Below are 23,066 nucleotides of genomic sequence, written 5' to 3' on the forward strand. Positions count from 1 at the left end.
TACGTAACGTCAGAACAGCCGCAGCTTGTCGTCCTCGATCCCGCGCAGCGCGTCGTAGTCCAGCACCACGCAGTCGATCCCGCGGTCGTTGGCCAGCACCCGCGCCTGCGGCTTGATCTCCTGGGCCGCGAAGATGCCCTTCACCGGTGCCAGGTGCGGATCGCGGTTGAGCAGTTCCAGATAGCGGGTCAGCTGCTCCACGCCGTCGATCTCGCCGCGCCGCTTGATCTCCACCGCGACCGTCGCCCCGTCGGAGTCCCGGCACAGGATGTCCACCGGGCCGATCGCCGTCGGGTACTCGCGGCGGACCAGCGTCCAGCCCTCGCCCAGCGTCTCGATGCGGTCCGCGAGCAGTTCCTGGAGGTGCGCCTCGACGCCGTCCTTGATCAGACCGGGGTCGACACCGAGCTCGTGCGAGGAATCGTGGAGGATCTCCTCCATCGTGATGATCAGTTTCTCGCCCGCTTTGTTGATCACGGTCCAGACGCCGGCCTCACCGTCCCCGCCGTCGTAGCTCTCCTTCAGCGTGCACGGCGGCGACATCCAGTTGAGCGGTTTGTACGCGCGGTCGTCCGCGTGGATGGAGACGCTGCCGTCTGCCTTGACCAGGATCAGACGGGGTGCGGAGGGCAGGTGGGCCGTGAGCCGGCCCGCGTAGTCCACGGAACAGCGGGCAATGACGAGACGCATGGTCCGCAACGCTACAAGACGGACGCCTTCCGGCGCGATTCGGGCCGTAACGCCCGCCGGGCGCACGCCCAACGACCGCTACTTATTGGCCGGTTGTGTGCCCAATCTCCTGGTGCGGGCAGAGCGGCGCGCTTACCGTGGAAGACAGGAGGTCGTCGCCCGTGCACGCTGCGTGCGCGTCGCCGGCCTCTGCCCCTGCCCGCAAGGCCCCGTCCGTCGGGGCCGCGAGAGGAGAACCCATGTCGCTCGACGTCTCACCGGCTCTGTTGGAACAGGCCGAGCGAGGCGAGGTCGACGAAGCCGACTTCGTCGACTGCGTCCGGACCTCCCTGCCCTACGCATGGGAGATGATCAGTTCTCTGGTGGCCCAGCTGAAGGTCGACGGCGGAGAGTTCGCCGACAACCAGACGCCGCCGCCGAATGAGCAGGCACGTGGTCAGCTGTTGCGTGCACTGGCGAGCGACGCCATCCGCGGTGCCCTGCAGCGGCATTTCGGGGTGCGTCTCGCCTTCCAGAACTGCCACCGTGTGGCGGTCTTCCCGCTGGACCCGTCCGTGGACGAGCGGCTCGCCCGCTTCACCTCCATCCGGGGACAGCTCCTCAACCAGTCGCCGGAACTGCGCGACTGCTGACAAGGCCTGGTGCTGTCGCTCCGCATCGCGGGAGAGCAGGATGATGCCGGAGCGGCAGCACGGTCCACCTCCACGTCACACGTACGTGTCAGACGAGCAGCGGCAGGACCTCGGCGCCCAGGCGCCGGACGTTCTCCTCGGTGGCGGCGAGTTCGCCGGAGCCCTCGGAGAGCAGCGCGAAGCGGGTGATGCCGGTCCGCTCGGCCGTCGCCGCGAGCCGGTCGGCCGCGAGCCGCGGGGTGCCCACCGGGTGCAGCCCGCACAGCAACTCCGTGTACGCGACCGGGTCGCGCATCGCGCGGTGCCGGCCGTCCACGGTCACATGGGCGTCGAGCCCCTGCTTCAGCCAGCCCGGCATCGCCTTCACCAGGAGCTCCGTCGCGTCCGCGGCGCGGTCCGCGAGCTGGACCACACCGGCCGAGACATGGCAGGCGCCGATCCGCTCGATCTCCTCCGGCGAGCGGCCGGCCTCCCGGGCGCACCGCTCCCAGGCGGCGACCATCTCCGCCTTCTCCTCGTCCCCGCAGTGCATGCCGAGGAGCATCGGCAGCCCGCGCCCGGCGGCCAGCCGCACGCTCTTCGGCGAGGTGCAGGCCACCACCACCTCGGGCGAGGCCGGTCCGCCGATCAGCTCGCCCGGGCCGGGCACGACCGCCACCTCACGGAAAGCGAATCGTTCCCCCTGGGCGCCGACCCGGGGCTCGCGGAGCCAGCGGAGCAGCAGATCGAGGGACTCGGGGAAGCCCTGTTCGTACGCGTCCAGCCCCGAGCCGAACACCTCCAGGTCCACCCAGGGGCCGCCCCGGCCCACCCCGAGGGTGAATCTTCCGCCGGAGGTCACATGGAGCAGCGCCGCCTGCTCGCCGAGCGCCACCGGATGCGCGCTCGACAGCACGCTGACCGCCGTGCCGACCCGCAGCCGGCGGGTGCGGCCGAGGAGCAGCGCGGCCAGGGTGACGGCCGACGGGCAGACCCCGTACGGCACGAAGTGGTGCTCGGCCAGCCAGACGGAGTCCAGCCCCGCCTCCTCGGCCACCTCGGCGGTCCGCACCGCCCGGTGCAGTGCCTCCTGCTGGCCCTGGCCCGGGAACTGGGCGGCCAGCACGAACGTACCCACGCGCATCGCCTTGTGCCTCCTTGCGGCCGACGCGTCCTATGGGCAACAACGTCTGACACGTGCCAAAGGCAACGGGCGTTCATGAAGTTCTTGCGATTTTCGGCTGATCCGCCACGGGCGGGTGGGGAACGGACCGGTCGCGGCCCGTAGGCTGGACGGAACCGTCAGGCCCAGTGCCCTCCGTGCCCGTCCTTCCCCCCCGTGAGGTGTCGAAGTGTCCCCGCGCCACAACCGCGCCCGAAGCGGCGCGAAGTCCGCACCGCAAGACGACCAGGGCGATCGGTACGGCGGCTCGCAGCGCACCGAGACCTGGCAGGGCGAGGAGTGGTACGTACGCCATGTCGCCGGCGCGAGCGCGCCCGGCAAGCGCTACCGCTGCCCCGGCTGCGACCAGGAGATCCCCGGCGGCGCCCCGCACGTGGTGGCCTGGCCGGAGTACGGGGGAGTGGACGACCGCCGGCACTGGCACAAGGCCTGCTGGAACGCGAAGGACCGCCGCACCAGTCGGGTGCAGCGGTCCCGCAACGCGCCGAGGTACTGAGGCCGGGGCCGACAGGCCCGGGCGCCCTACACGTCCCGGCTGTTCAGCAGGGCGAAGGCGCCGCCGAGCGCCGCGGCCGCCATGATCGCCATGATCCACACCGGGTCCCAGCCCGAAGGGCCGTCCGTCGTCACCGTCGCCCGGCCCGCGTACAGCGCGATCAGCTGGCTCGGGATCGCGTAGTCCAGCAGCCACTCCCGCACCGAGGCGAGCGACTCCGAGAACATGAACATGGCGCCCACCAGCGGCAGCAGCAGCACCCCGATCATGATGGTGATCGCCCCGGCCGAGTGCCGGATGATCGCCCCCACGCCCAGGGAGAGCAGCCCCAGCAGGGCCATGAACAGGCCGACGCCCACGGTGGCGCGCAGCCACTCCGCGCCCGTCGGCTCGGCGGCGTCGACCATCCCCACCTGCGCGAGCGCGACGACGGTCGCGGTCACGGTGGTGGTGGCGAAGACGAGCAGGAAGAAGACGATCGCCTTCGCCGCGAGCACGCGGCCCCGGCTCGGGCAGGCCGTCAGCGTCGTGCGGATCATGCCCGTGCCGTACTCCGACGCGATGGTCAGCACGCCGAGGGTGATCACGCAGATCGAGCCGAGCAGCACCCCGAAGAAGCCGAGGCCAAGCGCGGACTCGCCCTCGGTGGACACCTCGGACGACGACACCACCCCGGCCACCGCCAGACCGATGCCGAGCATCAGCAGCACCATGACCCCCAGCGTCCACATCGTGGAGCGCACCGAGCGGATCTTGGTCCACTCCGAGGCGAGCGCGTCACCGAGGTGCGCCTTGCGGACCGGGATGGGGGAGACATACGCGTACGGGGTGGTCATCGGGCGTCCTCGGGGTTCTGACCCATCGGGTTCTGCGGAGCGGCGGCGTACGGGTTCTGTCCGGGCGGCGGCGGGGCGTACCAGCCCTGCTGCGGCACCTCGGGCACCACGTACCCCTGCGGCGGCTGCGGCTGCCCGTAGGGCGCCGGCGCCTGGAGGTGGGCGAGGCGGTCGTCGGTGGAGCGGTAGTCGACGGCGCCCTGCGTCATGCGCATGTACGCCTCCTCCAGCGAGGCCTGGTGCGGGGAGAGCTCCCACAGGCGCACGTCCGCGCCGTGTGCCAGGTCGCTGATCCGGGGCAGCGCGAGCCCGGTCACCCGCAGTGCGCCGTCCGGCTCCGGCATGACCTGCCCGCCGGCCTCGGTGAGCACCGTGGTCAGCTTCTCCCGCTGCTGCGGCTCGGTCCCCGGGGTGCGGACCCGGGCGAAGTCGGCCGAGTTCGCCGAGATGAAGTCCTTCACGCTCATGTCGGCGAGCAGCTGCCCGCGGCCGATCACGATCAGGTGGTCCGCGGTCAGCGCCATCTCGCTCATCAGATGGCTGGAGACGAAGACCGTCCGCCCCTCGGCGGCCAGCTTCTTCATCAGGTTGCGCACCCAGAGGATGCCCTCGGGGTCGAGGCCGTTCACCGGCTCGTCGAAGAGCAGCACCTGCGGGTCGCCGAGGAGCGCCGCCGCGATGCCGAGCCGCTGGCCCATGCCGAGCGAGAAGCCCTTGGAGCGGCGCTTGGCGACGTCCTGGAGGCCGACCACCCCGAGCACCTCGTCGACCCGCTGCGCCGGGATGCCGGCGAGCTGGGCGAGCGAGAGGAGGTGGCTGCGGGCGCTGCGGCCGCCGTGCACGGCCTTGGCGTCGAGCAGCGCACCGACCTGCCGGGGCGCGTTCGGCAGCTGCCGGAAGGGGTGGCCGCCGATCGTCACATGGCCGGCCGTCGGCGTGTCCAGGCCGAGGATCATGCGCATGGTCGTCGACTTGCCCGAGCCGTTGGGGCCCAGGAAGCCCGTGACATGGCCGGGCCGCACCTGGAAGGAAAGGTTGTACACGGCCGTCTTGGCGCCATAGCGCTTCGTCAGGCCGACTGCCTCGATCATTCTCCAGCCCCATCGACAGGTCAGGTCGTCGTCGGGGCGTGGTGGCCGGTGGCCGGAGCCCCCCGTATGAGCTAGGAGCTTATCCAGCCGTTGACGGTTCCGCCGAAGCGGAATCGTGATCCGCCTGTAAGGGAGCCCTCTCGGCGCCCCTGGACGGGCGTCGCGGTCCGGGCGCGCGGTCCAGGCGTCCGGGGTCCGGGCGCGCGGTCCAGGCGTCCGGAGCCAGGCGTCCGCGGTCTAGGCGTCGCGGTTCTTCAGGACCAGGTAGCCGCCGAGGAGCGAGACCACCACCCAGATCAGCATGATCCCGAGGCCGCCCCACGGGCCGTACGGAGCCTTCTCCGAGCCCATCGCGTCCGGCACCACCTGCATGATCTTGGAGCCTGCCTGGTCGGGGAAGTAGCGGGCGACCTCCTTGGCCTTCGGCACCGCCGAGAGGATCTGGGAGATCAGGAAGAAGAACGGCACCAGGATGCCGAGCGAGAGCATCGAGGAGCGCAGCATCGTCGCCACGCCCATCGAGAAGATCGCGATCAGGCCCATGTAGAGACCGCCGCCGACCACTGCCCGCAGCACGTTGTCGGCGCCCAGGGTGGTGCGGTGCTCGCCGAGCAGCGCCTGGCCCAGGAAGAAGGAGAGGAAGCTGGTGGCGAGACCCACCAGCAGGGCGAGGGCGCCGGCCACGGCGATCTTCGAGAAGAGGAAGCTCGCCCGCTGCGGCACGGCGGCCAGCGAGGTGCGGATCATGCCCGAGGAGTACTCGGTGCCGACCACCAGGACGCCGAAGACCACCATCGCCAGCTGCCCGAGCATCATCCCGGAGAAGCTGAGGAAGGTGGGGTCGAAGGTGGCGCGCTCGACGTCGGAGAGGTTGTCGAACTCCGACTTCATCAGCGCGCACAGCGCCGCGCTCATCGCCACCGTGACGAACAGGGCGCTCGCCAGTGTCCAGACCGTCGACGAGACCGTCCGGATCTTGGTCCACTCGGACTGGAGGACCGCGGATGCCGCTGCCATCGAATCAGGCTCCCTCGAAGCTCTCGCCCCAGCGGGGCCCGGAGGCGCCGGTGCCGGCGCCCACGTCCGTTCCGTGCGCGTGGTACTCCACCGCGCCCGCCGTCATCTGCATGAACGCCTCTTCGAGCGAGGCCCGCTGGGAGCTCAGCTCATGCAGCACGATCTGGTGCGAGGCCGCCAGTTCGCCCAGCTTCTCCGTCGTCGTCCCGTCGATCTCCAGCGTCCCGCCGCCGGCCTCCACCACGAGAAATCCGTTGGCGTGCAGCACGTCGCGCAGGCGTTCTTGCTGGGGGGAGCGCAGTCGTACGTAACTGCGCGAATTCTGCTGAATGAAATCCGCCATCGACGTGTCGGCCAGCAGCTTTCCCTGCCCGATGACGATGAGATGATCCGCCGTCAGCGCCATTTCACTCATCAGATGGCTGGAAACGAAGATCGTCCGGCCCTCGGACGCGAGCGCCTTCATCAGATTGCGGATCCAGTGAATTCCCTCGGGGTCCAGACCATTGACGGGTTCGTCGAACATCAGGATCTCGGGATCGCCGAGCAACGCCGAGGCGATGCCCAGGCGTTGGCCCATACCAAGGGAGAAGCCCTTCGACTTCTTCTTCGCCACCGGCGTCAGACCCACCAGATCGAGCACCTCGTCGACCCGGCGCCGCGGAATGCGGTTCGACTGGGCCAGGCACAGCAGGTTGTTGTACGCCGAGCGGCCGCCGTGCATCGCCTTGGCGTCGAGCAGCGCCCCGATGTACGTGAGCGGATCCTGGAGTTCGCGGTAGTGCTTGCCGTCGATCCGGACCGTGCCGCTCGTCGGGCTGTCCAGATCCAGCATCATCCGCATCGTCGTCGACTTGCCCGCCCCGTTCGGCCCGAGGAAGCCGGTGACCACCCCCGGTCGCACGGTGAAGCTGAGACGGTCGACCGCGGTCTTCGACCCGTACCGCTTGGTGAGGCCCTCGAGCTCGATCATGCGTACCAACCTAAGGGCACGCGAAACCCCCCGCCACCGGAATGGCAGGGGGTTTTCGAGTGCGGGCGACTAGCGCGACTGCTGGGCCGGAACGCCCGCGGTCCGCTCGTCGTCGATCGGGGAGCCGGCCGCGGCCACCGCGGCACCCGTCAGCGTGGCCAGCATCTCGCGGACGTTGGTCAGCTGGGCGTTGATGGAGTCGCGGCGGTTCGTCAGCGCCGCGAGCTCGCGCTCCGATTCGCTGCGGATCCGGTCGGCCTTGGCGTTCGCGTCGGCCACGATGTCCTCGGCCTGGCGCTGCGCGGTCTCCACCGTCTGGCGGGCCCGGCGCTCCGCGTCCGTACGCAGCTTCTCGGCCTCCAGGCGCAGCTGCTCCGCCCGGTGCTCGATCTCCGCCAGACGCTTCTCCGCCTTCGCCTGACGCGCGGCCAGGTCGCGCTCCGACTGCTCCCGGCGCTTGGCCAGGTTGGTCTCGAAGTCCGCGGCGGCCTGGGCGGCCTTGGCGCGGGTCTCCTCGAAGAGGGCGTCCGCCTCCTCGCGCTTCGACTGCGCGTCCTTCTGCGCCTCGGAACGCAGCGAGTTGGCCTCGCCCTGCGCCTTCTCGACGATCCGGACGCCCTCGTCCTCGGCCTTGGCCTTGCGCTCGGCCGCGAAGGACTCCGCGTCGTTGCGCACCTGCTGGGCGGCCGACTCGGCCAGCTCGCGGTGCTGCTCGGCGGCGCGACGGGCCTCCTCGCGCAGGTCCTTCGCCTCCTCCTCGGCCAGCCGGAGGATCTTCTCGACCCGGGCGCCGAGACCGGCGTACGACGGCTCGGCGTCGGTGACCTGGGCCTGGGCGTTCTGCGTTTCGAGGTGGAGTTCCTCGATGCGCTTTTCCAGAGAGGTGATTCGGGACAGGGCGCTGTCACGGTCGGCGACGAGCTTGGTAATGCGGTCGTCCACCTGACCGCGGTCGTAACCACGCCGCACGAGCTCGAAGCCGAAGGGGGAGGAAGTGTCGCTCATGGGGTTCCTGTCGAATGAGACCGGTGAGGTGTTAGAGGGAATCCTAGGGGTCGAAGCGGCGTGTCATCGAGCGTATGCCCGTTTGATCTGGAGAATGTCCAGCCTTTTGAGTGGCTAGCCTTCGGAGGACTTGCCACCCGAACGAGTGGACCCCACCGACGCGCCCGCCTTCGCCCCGTCCTTAACCCCGCCGCCCGGCGCCTCGAAAGACTCCAACGCTTCGAGGACGTCCTGGACACGGGAAATCTCGGCATTGATGCTCTCGCGCCTGCGGACCAGCACCTCCAGCTCGCGCTTGCCCTCCGCGACGGTCTGCTCGGCCTCCCGCTCGGCCTCCGCCTTGATCTTCTCCGCCTCGGCGACGAGCGACGCCTTCTTCTGCTCGGCCTCCTTCAGGAGCGCCTCCGCCTTCTTCACCGCGGCGATGCGCACCTTGCTCGCCTCGGAACTCGCCTCGGAGATCATCTCCTTGGCCTTCTCCTCGGCCTCTTCGCGCTGCTCGGTCGCCGCCTTCACCAGCTTGTCCACGCGCTCGCCGGCCGTCTTCATCTGCTCGGCCGTCTCGCGCCGCGCCCGCTCGTGCAGCTCCTCGATCTCGCTCTCGACGCGGCCCCGCAGCTCCTCCGCCCGTTCCCTTATGGCGGTGGCGTCGCTGCGCGCGCCGACCAGCAGCTCGTCCGCGTCCGTACGGGCCTTCTCGACCAGCGAGTTGCCCTCGATGGTCGCCTCGGCGACGATCCGCTCGGCCTCCTTGCGGGCCGCGCCGACCATCGTGTCCGCCTGGGTCTCCGCCTCGGTGGTGGCGCGCAGCGCCTCCTCCTGGGCCTTCGCGATCAGCTGGTCGGCCTGCTCGGCGGCGTCCGCGCGCTTCTTCGCCCCGGCCTCCCGGGCCTCGTCGAGCGTGCGGTCGGCCTCGGCACGCGCCTCGGAGCGCATCTCCTCGGCGGCCGCCTCGGCCGCCGCCTTCACCCGCTCCGCCTCGGCCCGGATCCGCTCCGCCTCGGCCGTGGCCTCGGCGACCAGGCTGTCCGCCTGCTCCGCCGCGTCCGCGCGCCGCTTGTCGGCGGCCTGTCGGGCCTCGTCCAGGACCTGCTCGCCGTCCGCGCGGGCCGCGGCACGCAGGGCGTCCGCCTCCGCCACGCCCTCGGCCTTGACCTGCTCGGCCTCGGCGCGCAGGCGCGCGGCGTCCTGCTCGGTGACCTCCAGGAGCTCGGCGGCCTCGGTGGTGATCCGCTCGGCCTCCGCCGTGGCCTCGCCGACGAGCGCGTCGGCCTGCTCGGCGGCGTCGCTGCGGCGCTTGTCCGCGGCCTGCCGGGCCTCGTCCAGGATCCGGTCGGCGTCCTCGAGCGCGGCGGTGCGCAGCGCCTGGGCGTGCGCCTCGCCGTCCACCTTGACCTGCTCGGCCTCGGTGCGCAGGCGGGCGGCGTCCTGCTCCGTGGTCTCCAGGAGCTCGGCCGCCTCGGCGGTGATCCGCTCGGCCTCGGCCGTGGCCTCGCCGACGAGGGTGTCGGCCTGCTCGGCGGCGTCGCTGCGGCGCTTGTCGGCGGCCTGCCGGGCCTCGTCCAGGACCTGCTCGGCCTCCGCCGCGAGCCGCTCCGCCTCCGCGGTGGCCTCGCCGACGAGGGTGTCGGCCTGCTCGGCGGCGTCGCTGCGGCGCTTGTCCGCGGCCTGCCGGGCCTCGTCCAGGACCTGCTCCGCCTCGGCGGCGATCCGCTCCGCCTCCGCGCGGGCCTCGCCCACGACCGTCTCCGCCTGGGCGGCCGCCTCCGAACGGATCCGGTTGGCGTCCTCGCGGGCGTCCGCACGGGTGCGGGCCGCGTCCTGCTCGGCCGACGCCAGCGCGTCCGTCGCCTCGGTCCGTACCCGCTGCGCGTACTCGGCGGTGTCCGCCCGCAGCTTCTCCGCCTCCGCGAGCGCGTCCGCGACCGTCCGCTCCGCCAGCGCCTTCGCCGCCTCGGACTCCTCCTGGGCGCGCTCCCGCGTGCGGTTGGCGTCCTCGGTGGCCCGCTCCCGCTCCTCGTAGGCGTCGGCGCGGACCCGGTCCGCCTCCTCCTGCGCCTCGGTACGGGTGCGCTCCGCGGCGTGCTCGGCCGCGCTGCGCAGACCCGCGATCTCCTCCTCGGCGGCCTCCCGCAGACCGGCGACCGAGTCCCGCACCTCCTGCGCGGTCTGCTCGGCGGCCGACACCATCTCGGTGGCCCGGGCGTCCGCCTCCTCGACCAGCCGGTGCGCCTCGGCCTGCGCCTCCTCCACCCGCTTGCGGGCGGAGGCCAGCAGCTCCTCGCTCTGCTCCCGGGCGAGCTCGCGCTCCCGGCCGGCCTCGGACCGCGCCGAGTCCAACGTCTCCTCGGCCTCCCGACGGCGCCGGTTGGCCTCCTCCTGCGCGGCGGACAGCGCCTCCGCGGCCTCCGCGGCGACCCGCTCGGCGGCGGACGCGGCCTCGGCCCGCACCCGGTCGGCGGTCTCCTGGGCCTCCGAGCGCAGCCGCTCGGCATCGGCCTCGGCCTCCTCGCGCAGCGCCGTCGCGGCGGCCTCGGCCTCCGCGCGCGCCGTCGACGCCTCCTGCGAGGCCTCCGCGCGCAGCCGCTCGGCCTCCTGCTCGGCCTGCGCCTGCAGCGCCCGGATCCGCTCGGCGGCCTCCGTGCGCAGCCGCTCGCTCTCCTCGGCGGCCTCGCGCCGGATCCGCTCGCCCTCGGCACGGGCGTCCGACAGCTCCTCGCCCGCCGCCGACAGCTTCGCCTCGGCCTCGGTGTGCTGCCGGGCCAGCTCCTCGGCGGCCTCCGCCTGCCGGGCCGCGGCGGCCCGCTCGGCCTCCGCGCGCAGAGCGGCGGCGGCCTCCTCGGCCGCCTCCCTGACCGACTCGGCCTGCTCCTCCGCCTCGGCGCGGATCCGCTCGGCCTCGGCCCGGGTGCGCTCCAGCGTCTCCTCGGCCTGGGTGCGCAGGGTCTGCGCCCGCTCCATGGCCTCGCCGCGGACCCGCTCGCTCTCGGCGGCCGCGCTGGTCCGCTGCTCCTCGGCGTCCGTACGCGCCTTGGTGAGCAGCTCCTCGGCGGTCTTCGCCGCCTCCTCGATCTGGCCGACGGCCTCGCGCCGCGCCTCGCCGCGGATCCGCTCGCCCTCGGCGATCGCCTCGGCCCGCAGCTGCTCGGCCTCGCCGCGCAGCCGGCGCGCCTCCTCCTGCAGCTCGACCGTCTTGGCGCGGTACTCCTTGGTGTCGTCCTTCGCCGAGCCCAGCAGCTCGTCGGCCTGCTCCTCGGCGGTGGACCGCAGCCGGTCCGCCTCGGCCTCCGCCTCACGGCGGATCCGCTCCGCCTCCTCGGCCGCCTTACGGGTGGTCTCCTGGGCGTCGGCCGACGCCTTGCTCAGGACCTCCTCGGCGGTCCGCGCGGCCTTGGCGAGCGCGGCGGCGGAGTCCTCGGCGGCGACCGTACGGGCCTTCTCCGAGGCCTCCGAGACCAGCTTCTCGGCCGCGGCGGTCGCCTCGCGCAGCTTCTCCTCGGCCTGCTCCTTGAGGCTCTCGGCCTCCTTGGTGGCCTCCCCGACCAGACGCGCGATCTCCGCCTTGGCGGTCCGGGTGCGCTGCTCGTTGACCGACTCGGCGGCGGCGAGCTGCTTCGCCGCCGACTCCTTGGCCTCGACCAGCGCCCGCTCGGCCTCCGCACGGGCCTCGCGCAGCTTCTCCTCGGCCTCCTGGAGGCGCTGCTCCGCGGCCCTGGACAGCTCGGCGGCCTGGCGGCGGGCCTGCTCCGTCTCGGCGGTGGTGCTCGAACGCAGCTGCTCGGCGTGGCTGGTGGCCTCCTGCGCCTGGCTGGAGGCGGCGGAAAGCAGCCGCTCGGCGTCCTTGCGGGCACGCAGCAGAATCGCTTCGGCCTCGGCACGGGCGGCCTCCGCCTCGGAACCGATCCGGCGCCGGGTCTCCTCGGCGACCCGGGCCGCCTCGGTCCGCGCGGCGGCCAGCGACTGCTCGGCCTCGGCGCGGGACTCCTCCATCAGCCGGCGGGCCTGCGACTCCGTACGGGCCCGCAGCTGCTCGGCCCAGGCCACGTTCTCGTTGACGTGCGACTCGACGGTCTGCCGGCGCTCGTTCAGCTCCTGGTCGAGCTGCTGGCGGCGCGTGACGGCCTCGGTGTGCAGCTCCGCCTGCAGCCGGGCCTGCTGCTCCGCGTGCTCCTGGAGGATGCGCTGGGTCTGGGCGCGGGCCTCGCGCAGCTCCCGCTCGGCGTCCTGGCGCAGCTGCTCGGCCTGTGCCTGGGCGTTCCGCAGCATCTGCTCGGCCTGATAGCCGATGTCCGCGCTGTCGTAGGCGGGCCGGGACGCGATGGTGCGGCGCGCCTCGTGGAGCTTGGCGCGCAACACCTCGACCTGGTAGCCGAGGTCCTCGGCGTGCTGGACGGCCTTCTCCCGCTCGGTCTTCAGCCGGTCCATCTCGGCTTCGAACCGCGAGAGATGGTCGTCTTCAGCTCGCTGGCTCTCCTGGCGTTCGTAGCCCCGCACTGCGCGGTCCCATCCGTCCCCTGGTCGCAACACTCCAACGAGCACGTCCTCAAGGCCGAGGACGGACCCCCGGGGAATCGGCGCAGATCGGACGACCCCGACATCCCGACTTCGGTGCCGCGCGCACGCGGCCCCGACCGGCCCCGGCCCGGAGCCGCCCACTCTACCGGGCCGGGAATCCGGAGGTCAGTGCTCCGCTGAGGAGTGGTCAGCCGAGGGCTTCGCCGAAGTGACCAGTTCCGTCAGGACGCCGTGGCAGTCCTTGGGGTGCAGGAAGGTGATGCGGGAGCCCATGGAGCCGATCCGCGGCTCGTCGTAGAGCACCCGGACCCCCTTGCCCCGGATGGCCTCGGCGTCGCCGTCCACGTCCGCCGTGCCGAAGGCGATGTGGTGCACGCCCTCGCCGTTCTTGGCGAGCCACTTGCCCACCGCCGAGTCCTCCCGGGTGGGCTCCAGGAGCTGGAGGTAGGAGGCGCCGCCGTCCGAGGTCTCGTTGATCTTGAGCATGGCCTCTCGGACGCCCTGCTCCTCGTTGACCTCTTCGTGGAAGACCTCGAAACCGTACGTGGCCTGGTAGAACGCGACGGTCTCGTCGAGGTTCCGGCAGGCGATTCCGATGTGGTCGATTCGCGTCAGCATTCCTCCAGTGCAGCGCCGCCCGGATGGTTACGCAACGTGCGCGCCGTCACACCGGCAGGCCGGTGACCGCGCGCGGCACCGCTCAGTACATTGGCGGTAAACCCTCGTTCACTCCTCATCCCAAGGGGCTGTGCCTCATGTCTGGAACGACCGGTACCACCGCAGTGATCGTCGCGGGCGCCCGCACGCCCATGGGTCGTCTGCTCGGCTCGCTCAAGTCCTTCTCGGGCGCCGATCTCGGCGGGTTCGCGATCAAGGCCGCCCTGGACCGCGCCGGCATCGGCGGCGACCAGGTGCAGTACGTGATCATGGGCCAGGTGCTCCAGGCGGGCGCCGGGCAGATCCCCGCCCGCCAGGCCGCCGTCAAGGCCGGCATCCCGATGAACGTCCCGGCCCTCACCATCAACAAGGTGTGTCTCTCCGGCCTGGACGCCATCGCGCTCGCCGCCCAGCTCATCCGCGCGGGCGAGTTCGACGTGATCGTCGCCGGCGGCCAGGAGTCCATGACCAACGCCCCGCACCTGCTGCCCAAGTCCCGCGAGGGCTACAAGTACGGCGCCATCGAGATGCTCGACGCCATGGCGTACGACGGTCTGACCGACGCCTTCGAGAACGTCGCCATGGGCGAGTCCACCGAGAAGCACAACACCCGCCTGGGCATCCCGCGCGACGTCCAGGACGAGATCGCCGCCCTCTCGCACCAGCGCGCCGCCGCCGCCCAGAAGAACGGCGTCTTCGAGGCCGAGATCACCCCGGTCGAGATCCCGCAGCGCAAGGGCGAGCCGGTCGTCTTCTCCCAGGACGAGGGCATCCGCGCCGAGACCACCGTGGAGTCCCTGGGCAAGCTCCGCCCGGCCTTCGCCAAGGACGGCACCATCACCGCCGGCACCTCCTCGCAGATCTCCGACGGCGCCGCCGCCGTCGTCGTGATGAGCAAGGCCAAGGCGGAGGAGCTCGGCCTGGAGTGGATCGCCGAGATCGGCGCCCACGGCAACGTGGCCGGCCCGGACAACTCGCTCCAGTCGCAGCCGTCCAACGCCATCCTGCACGCCCTCGGCAAGGAGGGCCTGGGCGTCGAGGACCTCGACCTCATCGAGATCAACGAGGCCTTCGCCGCGGTCGCCCACCAGTCAATGAAGGACCTCGGCGTGACCCCGGAAAGGGTGAACGTCAACGGTGGCGCCATCGCGCTCGGCCACCCCATCGGCATGTCCGGCGCCCGCGTGGTGCTGCACCTGGCGCTGGAGCTCAAGCGCCGCGGCGGCGGTGTCGGCGCGGCCGCGCTGTGCGGTGGCGGCGGCCAGGGCGACGCCCTGATCGTCAAGGTCCCCGGCAAGTAACCAGGCCCTCAGCAGGCCCAACCGGCAAGGAGCAGCTGCACATGGTGGACGTCCCCGCTCTGGTCGCCCAGGCACGGGAGGGCCGGCCGCGCGCCGTGGCCCGGCTCATCTCGCTCGTGGAGGGGGCGTCCCCGCAGCTGCGGGAGGTGATGGCGGCGCTCGCGCCGCTGACCGGCAACGCCTACGTGGTGGGCCTGACCGGTTCGCCCGGCGTCGGCAAGTCGACCTCGACCTCGGCGCTGGTCTCGGCGTACCGCCGGGCGGGCAAGCGGGTCGGCGTCCTGGCCGTCGACCCCTCCTCGCCGTTCAGCGGCGGCGCGCTGCTCGGCGACCGGGTGCGGATGTCGGAGCACGCCTCCGACCCGGGCGTCTACATCCGCTCCATGGCCACCCGCGGGCACCTGGGCGGCCTCGCCTGGTCCGCCCCGCAGGCGATCCGGGTGCTGGACGCGGCCGGCTGCGACGTGATCCTGGTGGAGACCGTGGGCGTCGGGCAGTCGGAGGTGGAGATCGCCTCCCAGGCCGACACCTCGGTGGTCCTGCTCGCCCCGGGCATGGGTGACGGCATCCAGGCCGCCAAGGCGGGCATCCTGGAGATCGGCGACGTGTACGTGGTCAACAAGGCCGACCGGGACGGCGCCGACGCCACCGCCCGGGAGCTCAACCACATGCTGGGCCTCGGCGAGGCGCGCGGCCCCGGCGACTGGCGCCCGCCGATCGTCAAGACGGTCGCGGCCCGCGGCGAGGGCGTCGACGAGGTGGTCGAGGCGCTGGAGAAGCACCGCGCCTGGATGGAGGAGCACGGCGTCCTGGCCGAGCGCCGCCGGGCCCGCGCGGCCCGCGAGGTCGAGACGATCACCATCACGGCCCTGCGCGAGCGGATCGGCGACCTGCACGGCGACCGGCGCCTGGACGCGCTCGCCGAGCGCATCACGGCCGGGGAGCTCGACCCGTACGCGGCCTCCGACGAGCTGACGGCGAGCCTGACGGGCCACTGAGCCCGCTGACGCCCACGGGAAAGGGCCCGGCACCTTATGTCAGGTGTCGGGCCCTCCGTATGTCATGTCGCCCTCGGATCAGGGCTTGCCCCTCCGGCCGCGCAGCTGCTCGGCGATGGGCTTGAGCGACTCGTGGAGGTCGCCGAGCGCCTCGGGGCTCAGCAGGTCGATGAAGTGCTTGCGGACGGACTCGACGTGGTGCGGAGCCACCTTGCGCATGGTCTCCATGCCGTGGTCCGTCAGTACGGCGTACAGACCGCGCCGGTCCGACTCGCAGTTCTCGCGCCGCACCAGCCCGGCGTTCTCCATCCGGGTGATCTGGTGCGAGAGCCGGCTCTTGGACTGGAGCGTCGCCGCGGCCAGGTCGCTCATCCGCAGCCGCCGATCGGCCGACTCGGACAGATTCACCAGAATCTCGTAGTCGTTCATGGTCAGGCCGAAGGGCTGGAGGTCCTTCTCCATCTGGTACGTCAGCATCCTGTTGACGTCGAGATAGGTGCGCCAGGCGCACTGCTCGGCGTCGGTGAGCCAGGGGGTGGCCGTCTCGGTCTCCATATATGGATTCTACCTAAGAAGTTGAAAACTTGACGAACTGGGAAGGTGTGACGCCGGGCACCCGGACCCGGCCCCCGAGTCCCGTTCGACGGGTGCAGACGTTCGAGGACGTCACACTCCGCAGACTACCGCTCACAGGCCGAAGCGACGTTGGAGGTCTCCGAGCTGTCCGGGAAGGCGCGGTACCTGGCCGAGCGGGCTCTGGCCGGAAGTGGGCGCCCCGTGGCCGCCCGGCACGCCCGGCTGGGCCCCCGGCTGGCCGATGGCGCGCTCCGGCATGAGGAGCTCCGTCGACTGCAGGAGCACCGTGCCGGCGCCGACGAACTCGAACTGGTGCTCCTCGCCCGAGGTGCCGCCCAGGCCCGTCAGGGCGCGGACGCCGCCCATCACGCCCGTCATGTAGCCGTGGTCGTAGTGGTGGCAGGGGGAGGGGCAGTCGGCCCAGCCGACCAGGGCCTGGGGGTCGACGCGGAGCGGGGGCTCCATGAACACCACCGGACCGTTGGAGGCGGCGACGAACTTGCCGGTGCCGATGAGGGTGACGAAGCCCGGCACGATCGACTGCTTCAGCGCCAGCGTCGGCTGGTAGGCGAGGAGATTGCCCGAACGGATCGTCAGGTTGCCCTCGTCGAGGTCGTACGAGTTGACGTCGAAGGCCCGGTCGGCGAGGAGCATCTTGCCGCTGCCTTCGGCCACCACCCAGTCGCTCGCGTGCAGCGGCGAGTGGAAGGAGGTGCGGACCAGGCGGTCGAGCCGGCCGTGGCCGATGCCGTTGAACTCGATGCGCCCGTAGTAGGCGATCATCTTGCCCTTCTGCAGGAACCACTGGGAGCCCTTGAGCTCCACGCAGAAGGTGTACGCGTTGACGTTGTCGTCGGACGGGAGGGAGTGCGGGTCGAGGACGACGGGACCGGTCACAGCTTCTCCTCCGAGGCCTGTACGTACACCGCGCCGCTCCCGCTCAGTTCCAGCTGGAACGCCTCGCCGGAGCCGCGGCCCACCATGTCGCGCCAGCCCAGCGCGGTGGAGAGCTTGTTGCGGACGTCGCCGTGGTGGGCGACATAGGCCTGGGGGTCCACGTGGACCGGGCGGCCGGGGGTGATGGGGAGTTCGATGACTCCGCCGTGGGCCATGACCGCGACCGAGCCGTGGCCCCTGAGCGTGGTGGTGAACAGGCCCTGGCCGGTGACCTGGCCGCGGACCATGCCCATGACGCCGCCCTGGGAGCCCAGGAACATGGTGCCCTGCTCCAGGGTGCCGTCGAAGGCCAGGAGGCGGTCCGCCTCGACGTACAGGGTGTCGCCGGTGAGGGCGATGACCTGGATGTGGTGGCCGCCGTGGCCGAACATCACGGTGCCGCTGCCCTCGACCGTCATCAGGGGGGTCGCCTCGCCGGCCACCCGGCGGCCGATCATCGACATCAGGCCGCCCTGGCCGCCGGCGATGTTCGGCGTGAAAGTGACGTCACCGCGGTAGGCGAGCATCGCGCCGCGCTGGCTGAACAGGCGCTGGCCCGGGATCACCTGGGCCTCGACCATCTTGGAGTTGATCTCGCGGAAGGGCATCAGACGTCGCCCCCGATCGTGTTCCGCTCGCTGGGCTGGACGTAGACGAGCCCGTCGCCCTCGAAGCGGATCTGGAAGGCCTCGCCGCCGCCCTCGCCGAGGAAGGTGCGGAAGGTCACACCGGACTGGAAGTGCTGCTGCAGGTTGCCCTGGTGGGCGATGTACGCGCCGGGGTCGACGTTCAGCGGGTACTGCGGGGTGACCCGGAGCACGACCGCGGGGCCGTCCGACATGATCGCGGCCTGGCCGGTGCCCTCGACGGTCGTGGTGAACAGGCCGTTGCCGGTGGCACCGCCGCGCAGTCCGGTGAAGGTGGTGCCGGTGCGCAGTCCGGCGTCGGTGCACAGCAGGTTGCTGGCCTCGACGTAGAGCTTGTCGCCGTGCAGTTGGACGAGGTTGATCTCGGAGGCGCGGTCGGCGAACCAGCAGGTGCCCTGCCCGCGGACCTCCATCACCTCCATCTGCTCGCCGGTGAGCCGGCGGGTCACCATGCCCCGCAGGCCCTCGCCGCCGCCGGACATCTTCTTGAAGGCCATCTGGCCGTCATAGGCGACCATCGAGCCGTTTTTCGCCTTCACCGCGTCGCCGGTCATGGACACGGCGAGCACTTTGCTGCCTTGGAGTCGGAACGTTGCCACGAAGGGAAGGTACTGGCCCCCCGGACAAAGGGACAGCAAAGTCGGCGTGCACAATGGAACGGCCCTTGTGCATCCGTTCACAAGATCGAACGAAGGTGACCCCTCCCGTGGACATCAAGACCGCCTCCTCCCTGCACCGGCTCCGACTCGTCTCGGCGCCGGAGGCCGTGTCGTTCCTGCTGCTGCTCGTCTGCTCGGTGCTCAAGCGGACGACGGACTTCAACGCGGTGCCGGTGATGGGCGCGATCCACGGCGTGCTCTTCGTCCTCTACGTGCTGTTCTGGCTGGACGCCTGGAACCGGACCAAGTGGAGCTTCGGCACGGCCGCCCTCTACTTCGTGCTCTCGGTGCTGCCGTTCGGCGGCTTCTTCGCCGAGCGCAAGCTCAAGCGCGAGGCCGAGGCCGCGGTCATCGCCTCCCGCGCCCGTCGCGAGGGTGTGGTGAACGCGTGATCGTCGCCTTCTCCGTGACTCCCCTCGGCGTGGGGGAGGAGGTCGGCGAGTACGTCGCCGACGCGGTCCGGGTCGTGCGCGAGTCGGGCCTGCCGAACCGCACCGACGCCATGTTCACCTCCATCGAGGGCGAGTGGGACGAGGTGATGGACGTCGTGAAGCGCGCCGTCGCCGCCGTCGAGGCGCGCGCCCCGCGCGTCTCGGTCGTCCTGAAGGCCGACATCCGGCCCGGCGTCACCGACGGTCTGAACGCCAAGGTCGCGACGGTGGAGCGGCACCTCGGCGCCTGAGCGCGCGCACAGCCCCCGGTCCCGCTCAGGGCCGGGGGCTTCGTCATGCCGTCCGACTTCATGCCTGCCGTCTTCGCCCGCGGTCTTCATGCCTGCCGTCTTCGCGGCTTCCGTCTTCAGGGCTTCCGTCTTCATGCCCTCCGTCTTGAGCGACTGCTCAAGACTCGCTACTGTCCCTCTTGAGCGGTCGCTCAAAACGGCGCTCATCAGGGGGGATGGGGTATGGGGCTGTATGTCGAGGCGCGGGTGCGCACCGACCCGGACACGCTCTGGGAGCGGACCCAGGAGCCGGCGCAGCATCAGCGCTGGGACCTGAGGTTCACCGAGATCGCGTATCTGCCGGTTGCCGAGGGGGAGCCGCGGCGGTTCCGGTACGCGACTCGGGTCCTGCCCTTCCTGGCCGTCGCCGGCACCGGTGTCTCCGCGGGGGAGCGCCACCGGGCCGGCGGCGACCGGGTCTCCGCCCTCCGGTTCGCCTCGCCGCATCCGCTCTCCCTCCTCGCCGAGGGCAGCGGCTACTGGCGGTACGTGCCCGACGGGGGCGGCGTCCGGTTCCTCACCGGCTACGACTACCGGCCGCGCTGGGGCCGCTTCGGACGGGTCGCCGACCGACTCGTCTTCCGGCCGCTCATGGGGTGGGCCACGGCCTGGTCCTTCGACCGGCTGCGACTGTGGTGCGAGCACGGGGTGACCCCCGAGCGCGCCCGCGGGTACTGGCTGCTCGAATCCGCCGCCCGGGTGCTGGCGGTGGCCCTGCCCGCCGCTGCGGCCTCCCTGGCACCGGGTGCCGTCTCGCCCGCCGCCGTGCCGCTCACCGTCCTCGGGCTCGTCGCCGCCCTGCTCGTACCGCCGTCCCCGCGCACACCCGCCGCGCGCCGCTGTCTGCGTACCCCGCCGTCCCGGAGCCGTGCGCCGCGGCTCCTCGCCACCCTGGAGAAGCCGTGAGCTCGATCTTCCGTACCGCCATGGGGGAAGCCGCCTTCGGGCGGCTGCACCCGGAGCTGCAGCGCCGGTTCTCCGTCGGGCTCGCGAGCGGCGAGCTGTGCGTCGGGCGGGGGGTCATGGAGCGCATCTGGCGCCGGCGCGGGGCGCTGGGGCCGCTGGTCCGGCCGTTCCTCGCGCTCGGCGGGACCCGCAACATCCTGCTGCCGCGCACCGGCCGCGACGTGCCCTTCACCATCGAGAACGTGCCGTACCTCGACTCGTTCGGGCGCGAGACCGTCACCTTCGTGCGGACCTTCGCGCTGCCCGGCGGGCCCCGCCGCTTCGACGCGACGATGGTGCACAGCCCCGAACGCGGCTGTGTGCTCGACTACCTGGGCACCCATCAGCACCTGGCGAGCGAGCTGCGCATGACCGCCGAGCCGGACGGCTCGCTGCTCATCCGCTCCGGCGAACACCGCTTCCGCGAAGGCCCGGTGGACCTGCGGGTGCCCGAACTCCTCGGCGGCCAGGCCGAGGTGCGGGAGTCCTTCGACGAGCGCACCGGGCGCTTCCGCATCCGGGTCCGTGTGGTCAACCGGTACGTCGGGCCGCTGTTCGGCTACGAGGGGTCCTTCGCCGCCGAGTACGCCCCGGTCCGGGAGCGCGGGGTGCGGCCGGGGCTGCGCCCGGTGCGCGAGGAGGTGCGGGCGTGAGCGCGCAGGACACCCGGGAGCGGCTCATGGCCGGGGCGCTGCGCACCCTCGTCGAGCAGGGGATCGCCAAGACCTCGGCCCGTGCGGTCGCCGCGGCCGCCGGCGTCAACCAGGCGCTGATCTTCTACCACTTCGGCTCGGTCGACGAGCTCCTCGCCGCGGCCTGCCGCCATGGTGCCGAGCAGCGGGTCGCCCGGTACCGGGAGCGGCTCGACGCGGTCGGCAGCCTCTCCGAACTCCTCGCGTTCGGGCGGGAGATGCACGCGGAGGAGCGGGCGGCCGGACAGGTCGCCGTGCTCGGGCAGCTGCTCGCCGGGGCGCAGACCCACGAGCGGCTCGCGCCCGCGACGGCCGCCGGGCTGGAGCTGTGGATCGTCGAGATCGAGCGGGTGCTCCGGCGGGTGCTCGCCGGCGGGCCGGTCGACGGGCTGGTCGACCCGGCCGGGCTCGCCCGGGCCGTCGCCGCGTCCTTCGTGGGCATGGAGCTGTACGAGGGGGTCGATCCGGACGGTGCCGGAGCCGCCCTCGACACGCTCGAACAACTGGGCGGCCTGATGGCCGCGCTGGACGAGCTGGGGCCGGTGGCACAGAAGGCCGTGCGCTACGCGCTGCGCCGGAAGAGTGGCGTTCCGTAAAAACCCCCGCTCGGCCGAAGCTCGGCCGCTTCCAGTCGACACGCCGATGAATGTCCCTTTTTGTGGGGCTTATCGACCCGTTCGACGACAGCTGGAGGCACCGTGCGGCCGGGAGGCTACGACTACGACACCTACAGCCGACTCGCCGGTCCCCTCACGGAACCGGACCCGGCCGCCTACAGGGTGCAGTACCGAAGTCTGCTCTCGAAGGAGCCGCACCGAATACGAGCCGTCCTCCTCATGGGGCTCGCGCCCCTGCTCTCCGCGCTGCTCCTGGCCTACCTCGTCTGGCCGAGCCACTGGACGGTCCGCGAGGGCGACGACCGCTGGCGGGTCCCGTACGACACCGTGATGCTCGTGTCGATCGGGCTCATCTGCTTCTTCATGCTGGTGAACGTCACCTCGATCGCGCACGCCACCCTCGTCGCCCGCGACCCGATACCCGTGTACCCCGAGAAGGGCACCCGGGTCGCCTTCCTCACCACCTACGTGCCCGGCAAGGAACCGCTCACCATGGTCCGCGCCACCCTCGAAGGCGCGGTCCGCCTGGTGCACGAGGGGCCGCTCGACGTGTGGCTGCTCGACGAGGGCGACGACGCCGCGGCGAAGGCCCTCTGCGAGGAGCTCGGCGTCCGGCACTTCACCCGCGCCGGCGTCCCCGAGTGGAACCGCAGGAAGGGCGTCCACAAGGCCCGCACCAAGCACGGCAACTACAACGCCTGGCTCGCCATGCACGGCGACGGCTACGACTTCTTCGCCTCCGTCGACACCGACCACGTGCCGCTGCCGAACTTCCTGGAGCGGATGCTCGGCTACTTCCGCGACCCCGACGTGGCCTTCGTCGTCGGACCGCAGGTGTACGGCAACTACACCTCCGCCGTCACCAAGGCCGCCGAGTCCCAGCAGTTCCTCTTCCACGCGCTCATCCAGCGGGCCGGCAACCGCTACCGCGCGCCCATGTTCGTCGGCACCAACAACATCGTGCGGATCTCCGCCCTCAAGCAGGTCGGCGGCCTGTACGACTCGATCACCGAGGACATGGCCACCGGCTTCGAGCTGCACCGCCGCCGCAACCCGGTGACCGGGCGCTTCTGGCGCTCGGTCTACACCCCCGACGTGCTCGCGGTGGGCGAGGGACCGGCCTCCTGGACCGACTTCTTCACCCAGCAGCTGCGCTGGTCCCGCGGCACCTACGAGACGCTGCTCAGGCAGTACTGGAAGGCTCCCTTCCGCACCCCGCCGGGCCGGCTGCTCAACTACACGCTGATGCTGGTCTACTACCCGATGACGGCCGTCAACTGGTTCCTCGGCATCCTCAGCTGCGTGCTGTTCCTGTGGCTCGGCGCCTCCGGCACCCAGGTCTCCTCCGCCGTCTGGCTGATGATCTACAGCGACGCCGTCGCCCTCCAGATCGGCCTCTACCTGTGGAACCGGCGCCACAACGTCTCGCCCCACGAACCCGAGGGCTCCGGCGGCCTGGCCGGCATGGCGATGTCCGCGCTCTCCGCGCCGATCTACCTCAAGTCCCTCGGCTCCGCGGTGCTGCGCACCCGCGGCCGCTTCGTCGTCACCCCCAAGGGCGGCGAGGCCAGCCCCGACCGCCTGCTCACCTTCCGCATCCACCTCTACTGGGCGGCCGTGCTCATCGCCTCCCTGGTCGCCTCCGTCCACTTCGGGCACACCCACGCCGCCATGCGCACCTGGGCGGCCCTCGCCCTCGTCATCACCCTCGCGCCGCTCGCGATCTGGACCTTCACCAGCCTGCGCGACAGGCGCCGGCACCGGGTCCGCGCACAGGCCAGGGCCAGGGCCCGGGCCCGTGGCCGGACCGACGCCGCCGAGGGCGTCACCCTCGTGGCCACCCCCGCGAAGCCCGCGCCCACCACCACGCCCGCGCCCACGACGACCGGAGGGAACTGAG

At 71.8% G+C, this 23,066-nt stretch carries 23 protein-coding genes; 10 read left to right on the forward strand and 13 right to left on the reverse strand.

From position 1 onward, the window contains the following. Positions 1-9: 9 nt before the first annotated feature. Positions 10-690 (reverse strand): endonuclease NucS, encoded by a 681-nt coding sequence (nucS, locus tag ACH414_RS09100; RefSeq protein WP_382537919.1) that lies wholly within the window; start codon positions 688-690, stop codon positions 10-12. Between the two features lie 239 nt (positions 691-929). Between nucS and ACH414_RS09105 the strand changes: the two genes are divergently transcribed. Beyond that, entirely contained in the window at positions 930-1,322 is a 393-nt protein-coding gene (locus ACH414_RS09105; RefSeq protein WP_132913375.1) for an SCO5389 family protein, read from the forward strand. An 88-nt stretch (positions 1,323-1,410) separates the two neighbouring features. On the opposite strand, the gene ACH414_RS09110 is transcribed toward ACH414_RS09105, so the two are convergent. After that, a complete protein-coding gene (locus ACH414_RS09110) occupies positions 1,411-2,445 on the reverse strand; it encodes an LLM class flavin-dependent oxidoreductase (protein WP_382537924.1) in 1,035 nt (344 codons plus the stop codon). Between the two features lie 208 nt (positions 2,446-2,653). Between ACH414_RS09110 and ACH414_RS09115 the strand changes: the two genes are divergently transcribed. Beyond that, positions 2,654-2,980, forward strand: a complete 327-nt coding sequence (locus ACH414_RS09115; protein WP_382537926.1) for an ATP/GTP-binding protein — start codon at positions 2,654-2,656, stop codon at positions 2,978-2,980. A gap of 26 nt (positions 2,981-3,006) precedes the next feature. Here ACH414_RS09115 and ACH414_RS09120 read toward each other — a convergent pair whose 3' ends face one another. The 7 genes from ACH414_RS09120 to mce all read right to left on the reverse strand — a co-directional run bounded on the left by ACH414_RS09120 (position 3,007) and on the right by mce (position 13,035). Next, positions 3,007-3,816, reverse strand: a complete 810-nt coding sequence (locus tag ACH414_RS09120; RefSeq protein WP_382537929.1) for an ABC transporter permease subunit — start codon at positions 3,814-3,816, stop codon at positions 3,007-3,009. Beyond that, complete coding sequence (locus ACH414_RS09125; protein ID WP_382537932.1) at positions 3,813-4,907, reverse strand: ATP-binding cassette domain-containing protein; 1,095 nt, start codon at positions 4,905-4,907, stop codon at positions 3,813-3,815. Before ACH414_RS09125 ends, ACH414_RS09120 begins: the two co-directional genes overlap by 4 nt. A 237-nt stretch (positions 4,908-5,144) precedes the next feature. Continuing rightward, complete coding sequence (locus ACH414_RS09130) at positions 5,145-5,924, reverse strand: ABC transporter permease (RefSeq protein WP_382537935.1); 780 nt, start codon at positions 5,922-5,924, stop codon at positions 5,145-5,147. Between the two features lie 4 nt (positions 5,925-5,928). Next, entirely contained in the window at positions 5,929-6,897 is a 969-nt protein-coding gene (locus ACH414_RS09135; protein ID WP_382537938.1) for an ABC transporter ATP-binding protein, read from the reverse strand. Positions 6,898-6,966: 69 nt separating this feature from the next. Further along, the gene (locus ACH414_RS09140) at positions 6,967-7,902 is read right to left on the reverse strand and encodes a cellulose-binding protein (protein ID WP_382537941.1); all 936 of its coding nucleotides are present in this window, start codon (positions 7,900-7,902) and stop codon (positions 6,967-6,969) included. A gap of 114 nt (positions 7,903-8,016) precedes the next feature. Then, positions 8,017-12,396 carry a polarized growth protein Scy gene (gene scy, locus ACH414_RS09145; protein ID WP_398941329.1) on the reverse strand — a complete coding sequence of 1,460 codons (4,380 nt, stop codon included), beginning with the start codon at positions 12,394-12,396 and terminating at the stop codon, positions 8,017-8,019. 186 nt (positions 12,397-12,582) lie between these two features. After that, positions 12,583-13,035: a methylmalonyl-CoA epimerase gene (gene mce / locus ACH414_RS09150; protein WP_382537947.1), complete on the reverse strand. Its 453-nt coding sequence runs from the start codon at positions 13,033-13,035 to the stop codon at positions 12,583-12,585. A 137-nt stretch (positions 13,036-13,172) separates the two neighbouring features. Here mce and ACH414_RS09155 point away from each other — a divergent pair, with 137 nt between their 5' ends. Next, the gene (locus tag ACH414_RS09155) at positions 13,173-14,375 is read left to right on the forward strand and encodes an acetyl-CoA C-acetyltransferase (protein WP_382537950.1); all 1,203 of its coding nucleotides are present in this window, start codon (positions 13,173-13,175) and stop codon (positions 14,373-14,375) included. A gap of 41 nt (positions 14,376-14,416) precedes the next feature. Continuing rightward, complete coding sequence (gene meaB / locus ACH414_RS09160) at positions 14,417-15,373, forward strand: methylmalonyl Co-A mutase-associated GTPase MeaB (RefSeq protein WP_382537952.1); 957 nt, start codon at positions 14,417-14,419, stop codon at positions 15,371-15,373. A 78-nt stretch (positions 15,374-15,451) separates the two neighbouring features. Here the strand turns inward: meaB and ACH414_RS09165 are convergent, their stop codons facing one another. The 4 genes from ACH414_RS09165 to ACH414_RS09180 form a co-directional block, all read right to left on the reverse strand. Next, positions 15,452-15,928: a MarR family winged helix-turn-helix transcriptional regulator gene (locus ACH414_RS09165; protein ID WP_382537955.1), complete on the reverse strand. Its 477-nt coding sequence runs from the start codon at positions 15,926-15,928 to the stop codon at positions 15,452-15,454. Between the two features lie 132 nt (positions 15,929-16,060). Beyond that, positions 16,061-16,846, reverse strand: a complete 786-nt coding sequence (locus ACH414_RS09170) for an AIM24 family protein (protein WP_382537958.1) — start codon at positions 16,844-16,846, stop codon at positions 16,061-16,063. Then, a complete protein-coding gene (locus tag ACH414_RS09175) occupies positions 16,843-17,493 on the reverse strand; it encodes an AIM24 family protein (RefSeq protein WP_382537961.1) in 651 nt (216 codons plus the stop codon). Before ACH414_RS09175 ends, ACH414_RS09170 begins: the two co-directional genes overlap by 4 nt. Beyond that, entirely contained in the window at positions 17,493-18,131 is a 639-nt protein-coding gene (locus tag ACH414_RS09180; RefSeq protein ID WP_382537964.1) for an AIM24 family protein, read from the reverse strand. The genes ACH414_RS09175 and ACH414_RS09180 overlap by 1 nt, the downstream gene beginning before the upstream one ends. Before the next feature lie 107 nt (positions 18,132-18,238). On the opposite strand from ACH414_RS09180, the gene ACH414_RS09185 reads away from it, so the two are divergent. The 6 genes from ACH414_RS09185 (at position 18,239) to ACH414_RS09210 (ending at position 23,065) form a co-directional block, all read left to right on the forward strand. Then, positions 18,239-18,583: a DUF3817 domain-containing protein gene (locus ACH414_RS09185; RefSeq protein WP_382537966.1), complete on the forward strand. Its 345-nt coding sequence runs from the start codon at positions 18,239-18,241 to the stop codon at positions 18,581-18,583. Then, the gene (locus ACH414_RS09190; protein WP_382537970.1) at positions 18,580-18,873 is read left to right on the forward strand and encodes an MTH1187 family thiamine-binding protein; all 294 of its coding nucleotides are present in this window, start codon (positions 18,580-18,582) and stop codon (positions 18,871-18,873) included. The genes ACH414_RS09185 and ACH414_RS09190 overlap by 4 nt, the downstream gene beginning before the upstream one ends. Before the next feature lie 222 nt (positions 18,874-19,095). Then, on the forward strand, positions 19,096-19,818 hold the full coding sequence (locus ACH414_RS09195; protein WP_386565754.1) for a hypothetical protein: 723 nt from the start codon (positions 19,096-19,098) through the stop codon (positions 19,816-19,818). Further along, positions 19,815-20,510 carry a DUF4166 domain-containing protein gene (locus ACH414_RS09200; protein WP_382537975.1) on the forward strand — a complete coding sequence of 232 codons (696 nt, stop codon included), beginning with the start codon at positions 19,815-19,817 and terminating at the stop codon, positions 20,508-20,510. The genes ACH414_RS09195 and ACH414_RS09200 overlap by 4 nt, the downstream gene beginning before the upstream one ends. A gap of 26 nt (positions 20,511-20,536) precedes the next feature. Beyond that, positions 20,537-21,145 (forward strand): TetR/AcrR family transcriptional regulator, encoded by a 609-nt coding sequence (locus ACH414_RS09205; protein ID WP_382538450.1) that lies wholly within the window; start codon positions 20,537-20,539, stop codon positions 21,143-21,145. A 102-nt stretch (positions 21,146-21,247) separates the two neighbouring features. Further along, the gene (locus tag ACH414_RS09210; RefSeq protein ID WP_382537978.1) at positions 21,248-23,065 is read left to right on the forward strand and encodes a glycosyltransferase family 2 protein; all 1,818 of its coding nucleotides are present in this window, start codon (positions 21,248-21,250) and stop codon (positions 23,063-23,065) included. Position 23,066: the final 1 nt, after the last annotated feature.

Origin of the sequence: Streptomyces sp. NPDC020422 (assembly GCF_044386705.1) — a bacterium.
Taxonomy (GTDB): Bacteria; Actinomycetota; Actinomycetes; order Streptomycetales; family Streptomycetaceae; genus Streptomyces.

What these genes read in the sequence shown, in the direction of transcription:
- nucS (WP_382537919.1), bottom strand. Translation starts at nt 690, where the DNA reads ATGCGTCTCGTCATTGCCCGCTGTTCCGTGGACTACGCGGGCCGGCTC.
- ACH414_RS09105 (WP_132913375.1), top strand. Translation starts at nt 930, where the DNA reads ATGTCGCTCGACGTCTCACCGGCTCTGTTGGAACAGGCCGAGCGAGGC.
- ACH414_RS09110 (WP_382537924.1), bottom strand. Translation starts at nt 2,445, where the DNA reads ATGCGCGTGGGTACGTTCGTGCTGGCCGCCCAGTTCCCGGGCCAGGGC.
- ACH414_RS09120 (WP_382537929.1), bottom strand. Translation starts at nt 3,816, where the DNA reads ATGACCACCCCGTACGCGTATGTCTCCCCCATCCCGGTCCGCAAGGCG.
- ACH414_RS09125 (WP_382537932.1), bottom strand. Translation starts at nt 4,907, where the DNA reads ATGATCGAGGCAGTCGGCCTGACGAAGCGCTATGGCGCCAAGACGGCC.
- ACH414_RS09130 (WP_382537935.1), bottom strand. Translation starts at nt 5,924, where the DNA reads ATGGCAGCGGCATCCGCGGTCCTCCAGTCCGAGTGGACCAAGATCCGG.
- ACH414_RS09135 (WP_382537938.1), bottom strand. Translation starts at nt 6,897, where the DNA reads ATGATCGAGCTCGAGGGCCTCACCAAGCGGTACGGGTCGAAGACCGCG.
- ACH414_RS09140 (WP_382537941.1), bottom strand. Translation starts at nt 7,902, where the DNA reads ATGAGCGACACTTCCTCCCCCTTCGGCTTCGAGCTCGTGCGGCGTGGT.
- mce (WP_382537947.1), bottom strand. Translation starts at nt 13,035, where the DNA reads ATGCTGACGCGAATCGACCACATCGGAATCGCCTGCCGGAACCTCGAC.
- ACH414_RS09155 (WP_382537950.1), top strand. Translation starts at nt 13,173, where the DNA reads ATGTCTGGAACGACCGGTACCACCGCAGTGATCGTCGCGGGCGCCCGC.
- meaB (WP_382537952.1), top strand. Translation starts at nt 14,417, where the DNA reads ATGGTGGACGTCCCCGCTCTGGTCGCCCAGGCACGGGAGGGCCGGCCG.
- ACH414_RS09165 (WP_382537955.1), bottom strand. Translation starts at nt 15,928, where the DNA reads ATGGAGACCGAGACGGCCACCCCCTGGCTCACCGACGCCGAGCAGTGC.
- ACH414_RS09175 (WP_382537961.1), bottom strand. Translation starts at nt 17,493, where the DNA reads ATGCCCTTCCGCGAGATCAACTCCAAGATGGTCGAGGCCCAGGTGATC.
- ACH414_RS09195 (WP_386565754.1), top strand. Translation starts at nt 19,096, where the DNA reads ATGGGGCTGTATGTCGAGGCGCGGGTGCGCACCGACCCGGACACGCTC.
- ACH414_RS09205 (WP_382538450.1), top strand. Translation starts at nt 20,537, where the DNA reads ATGGCCGGGGCGCTGCGCACCCTCGTCGAGCAGGGGATCGCCAAGACC.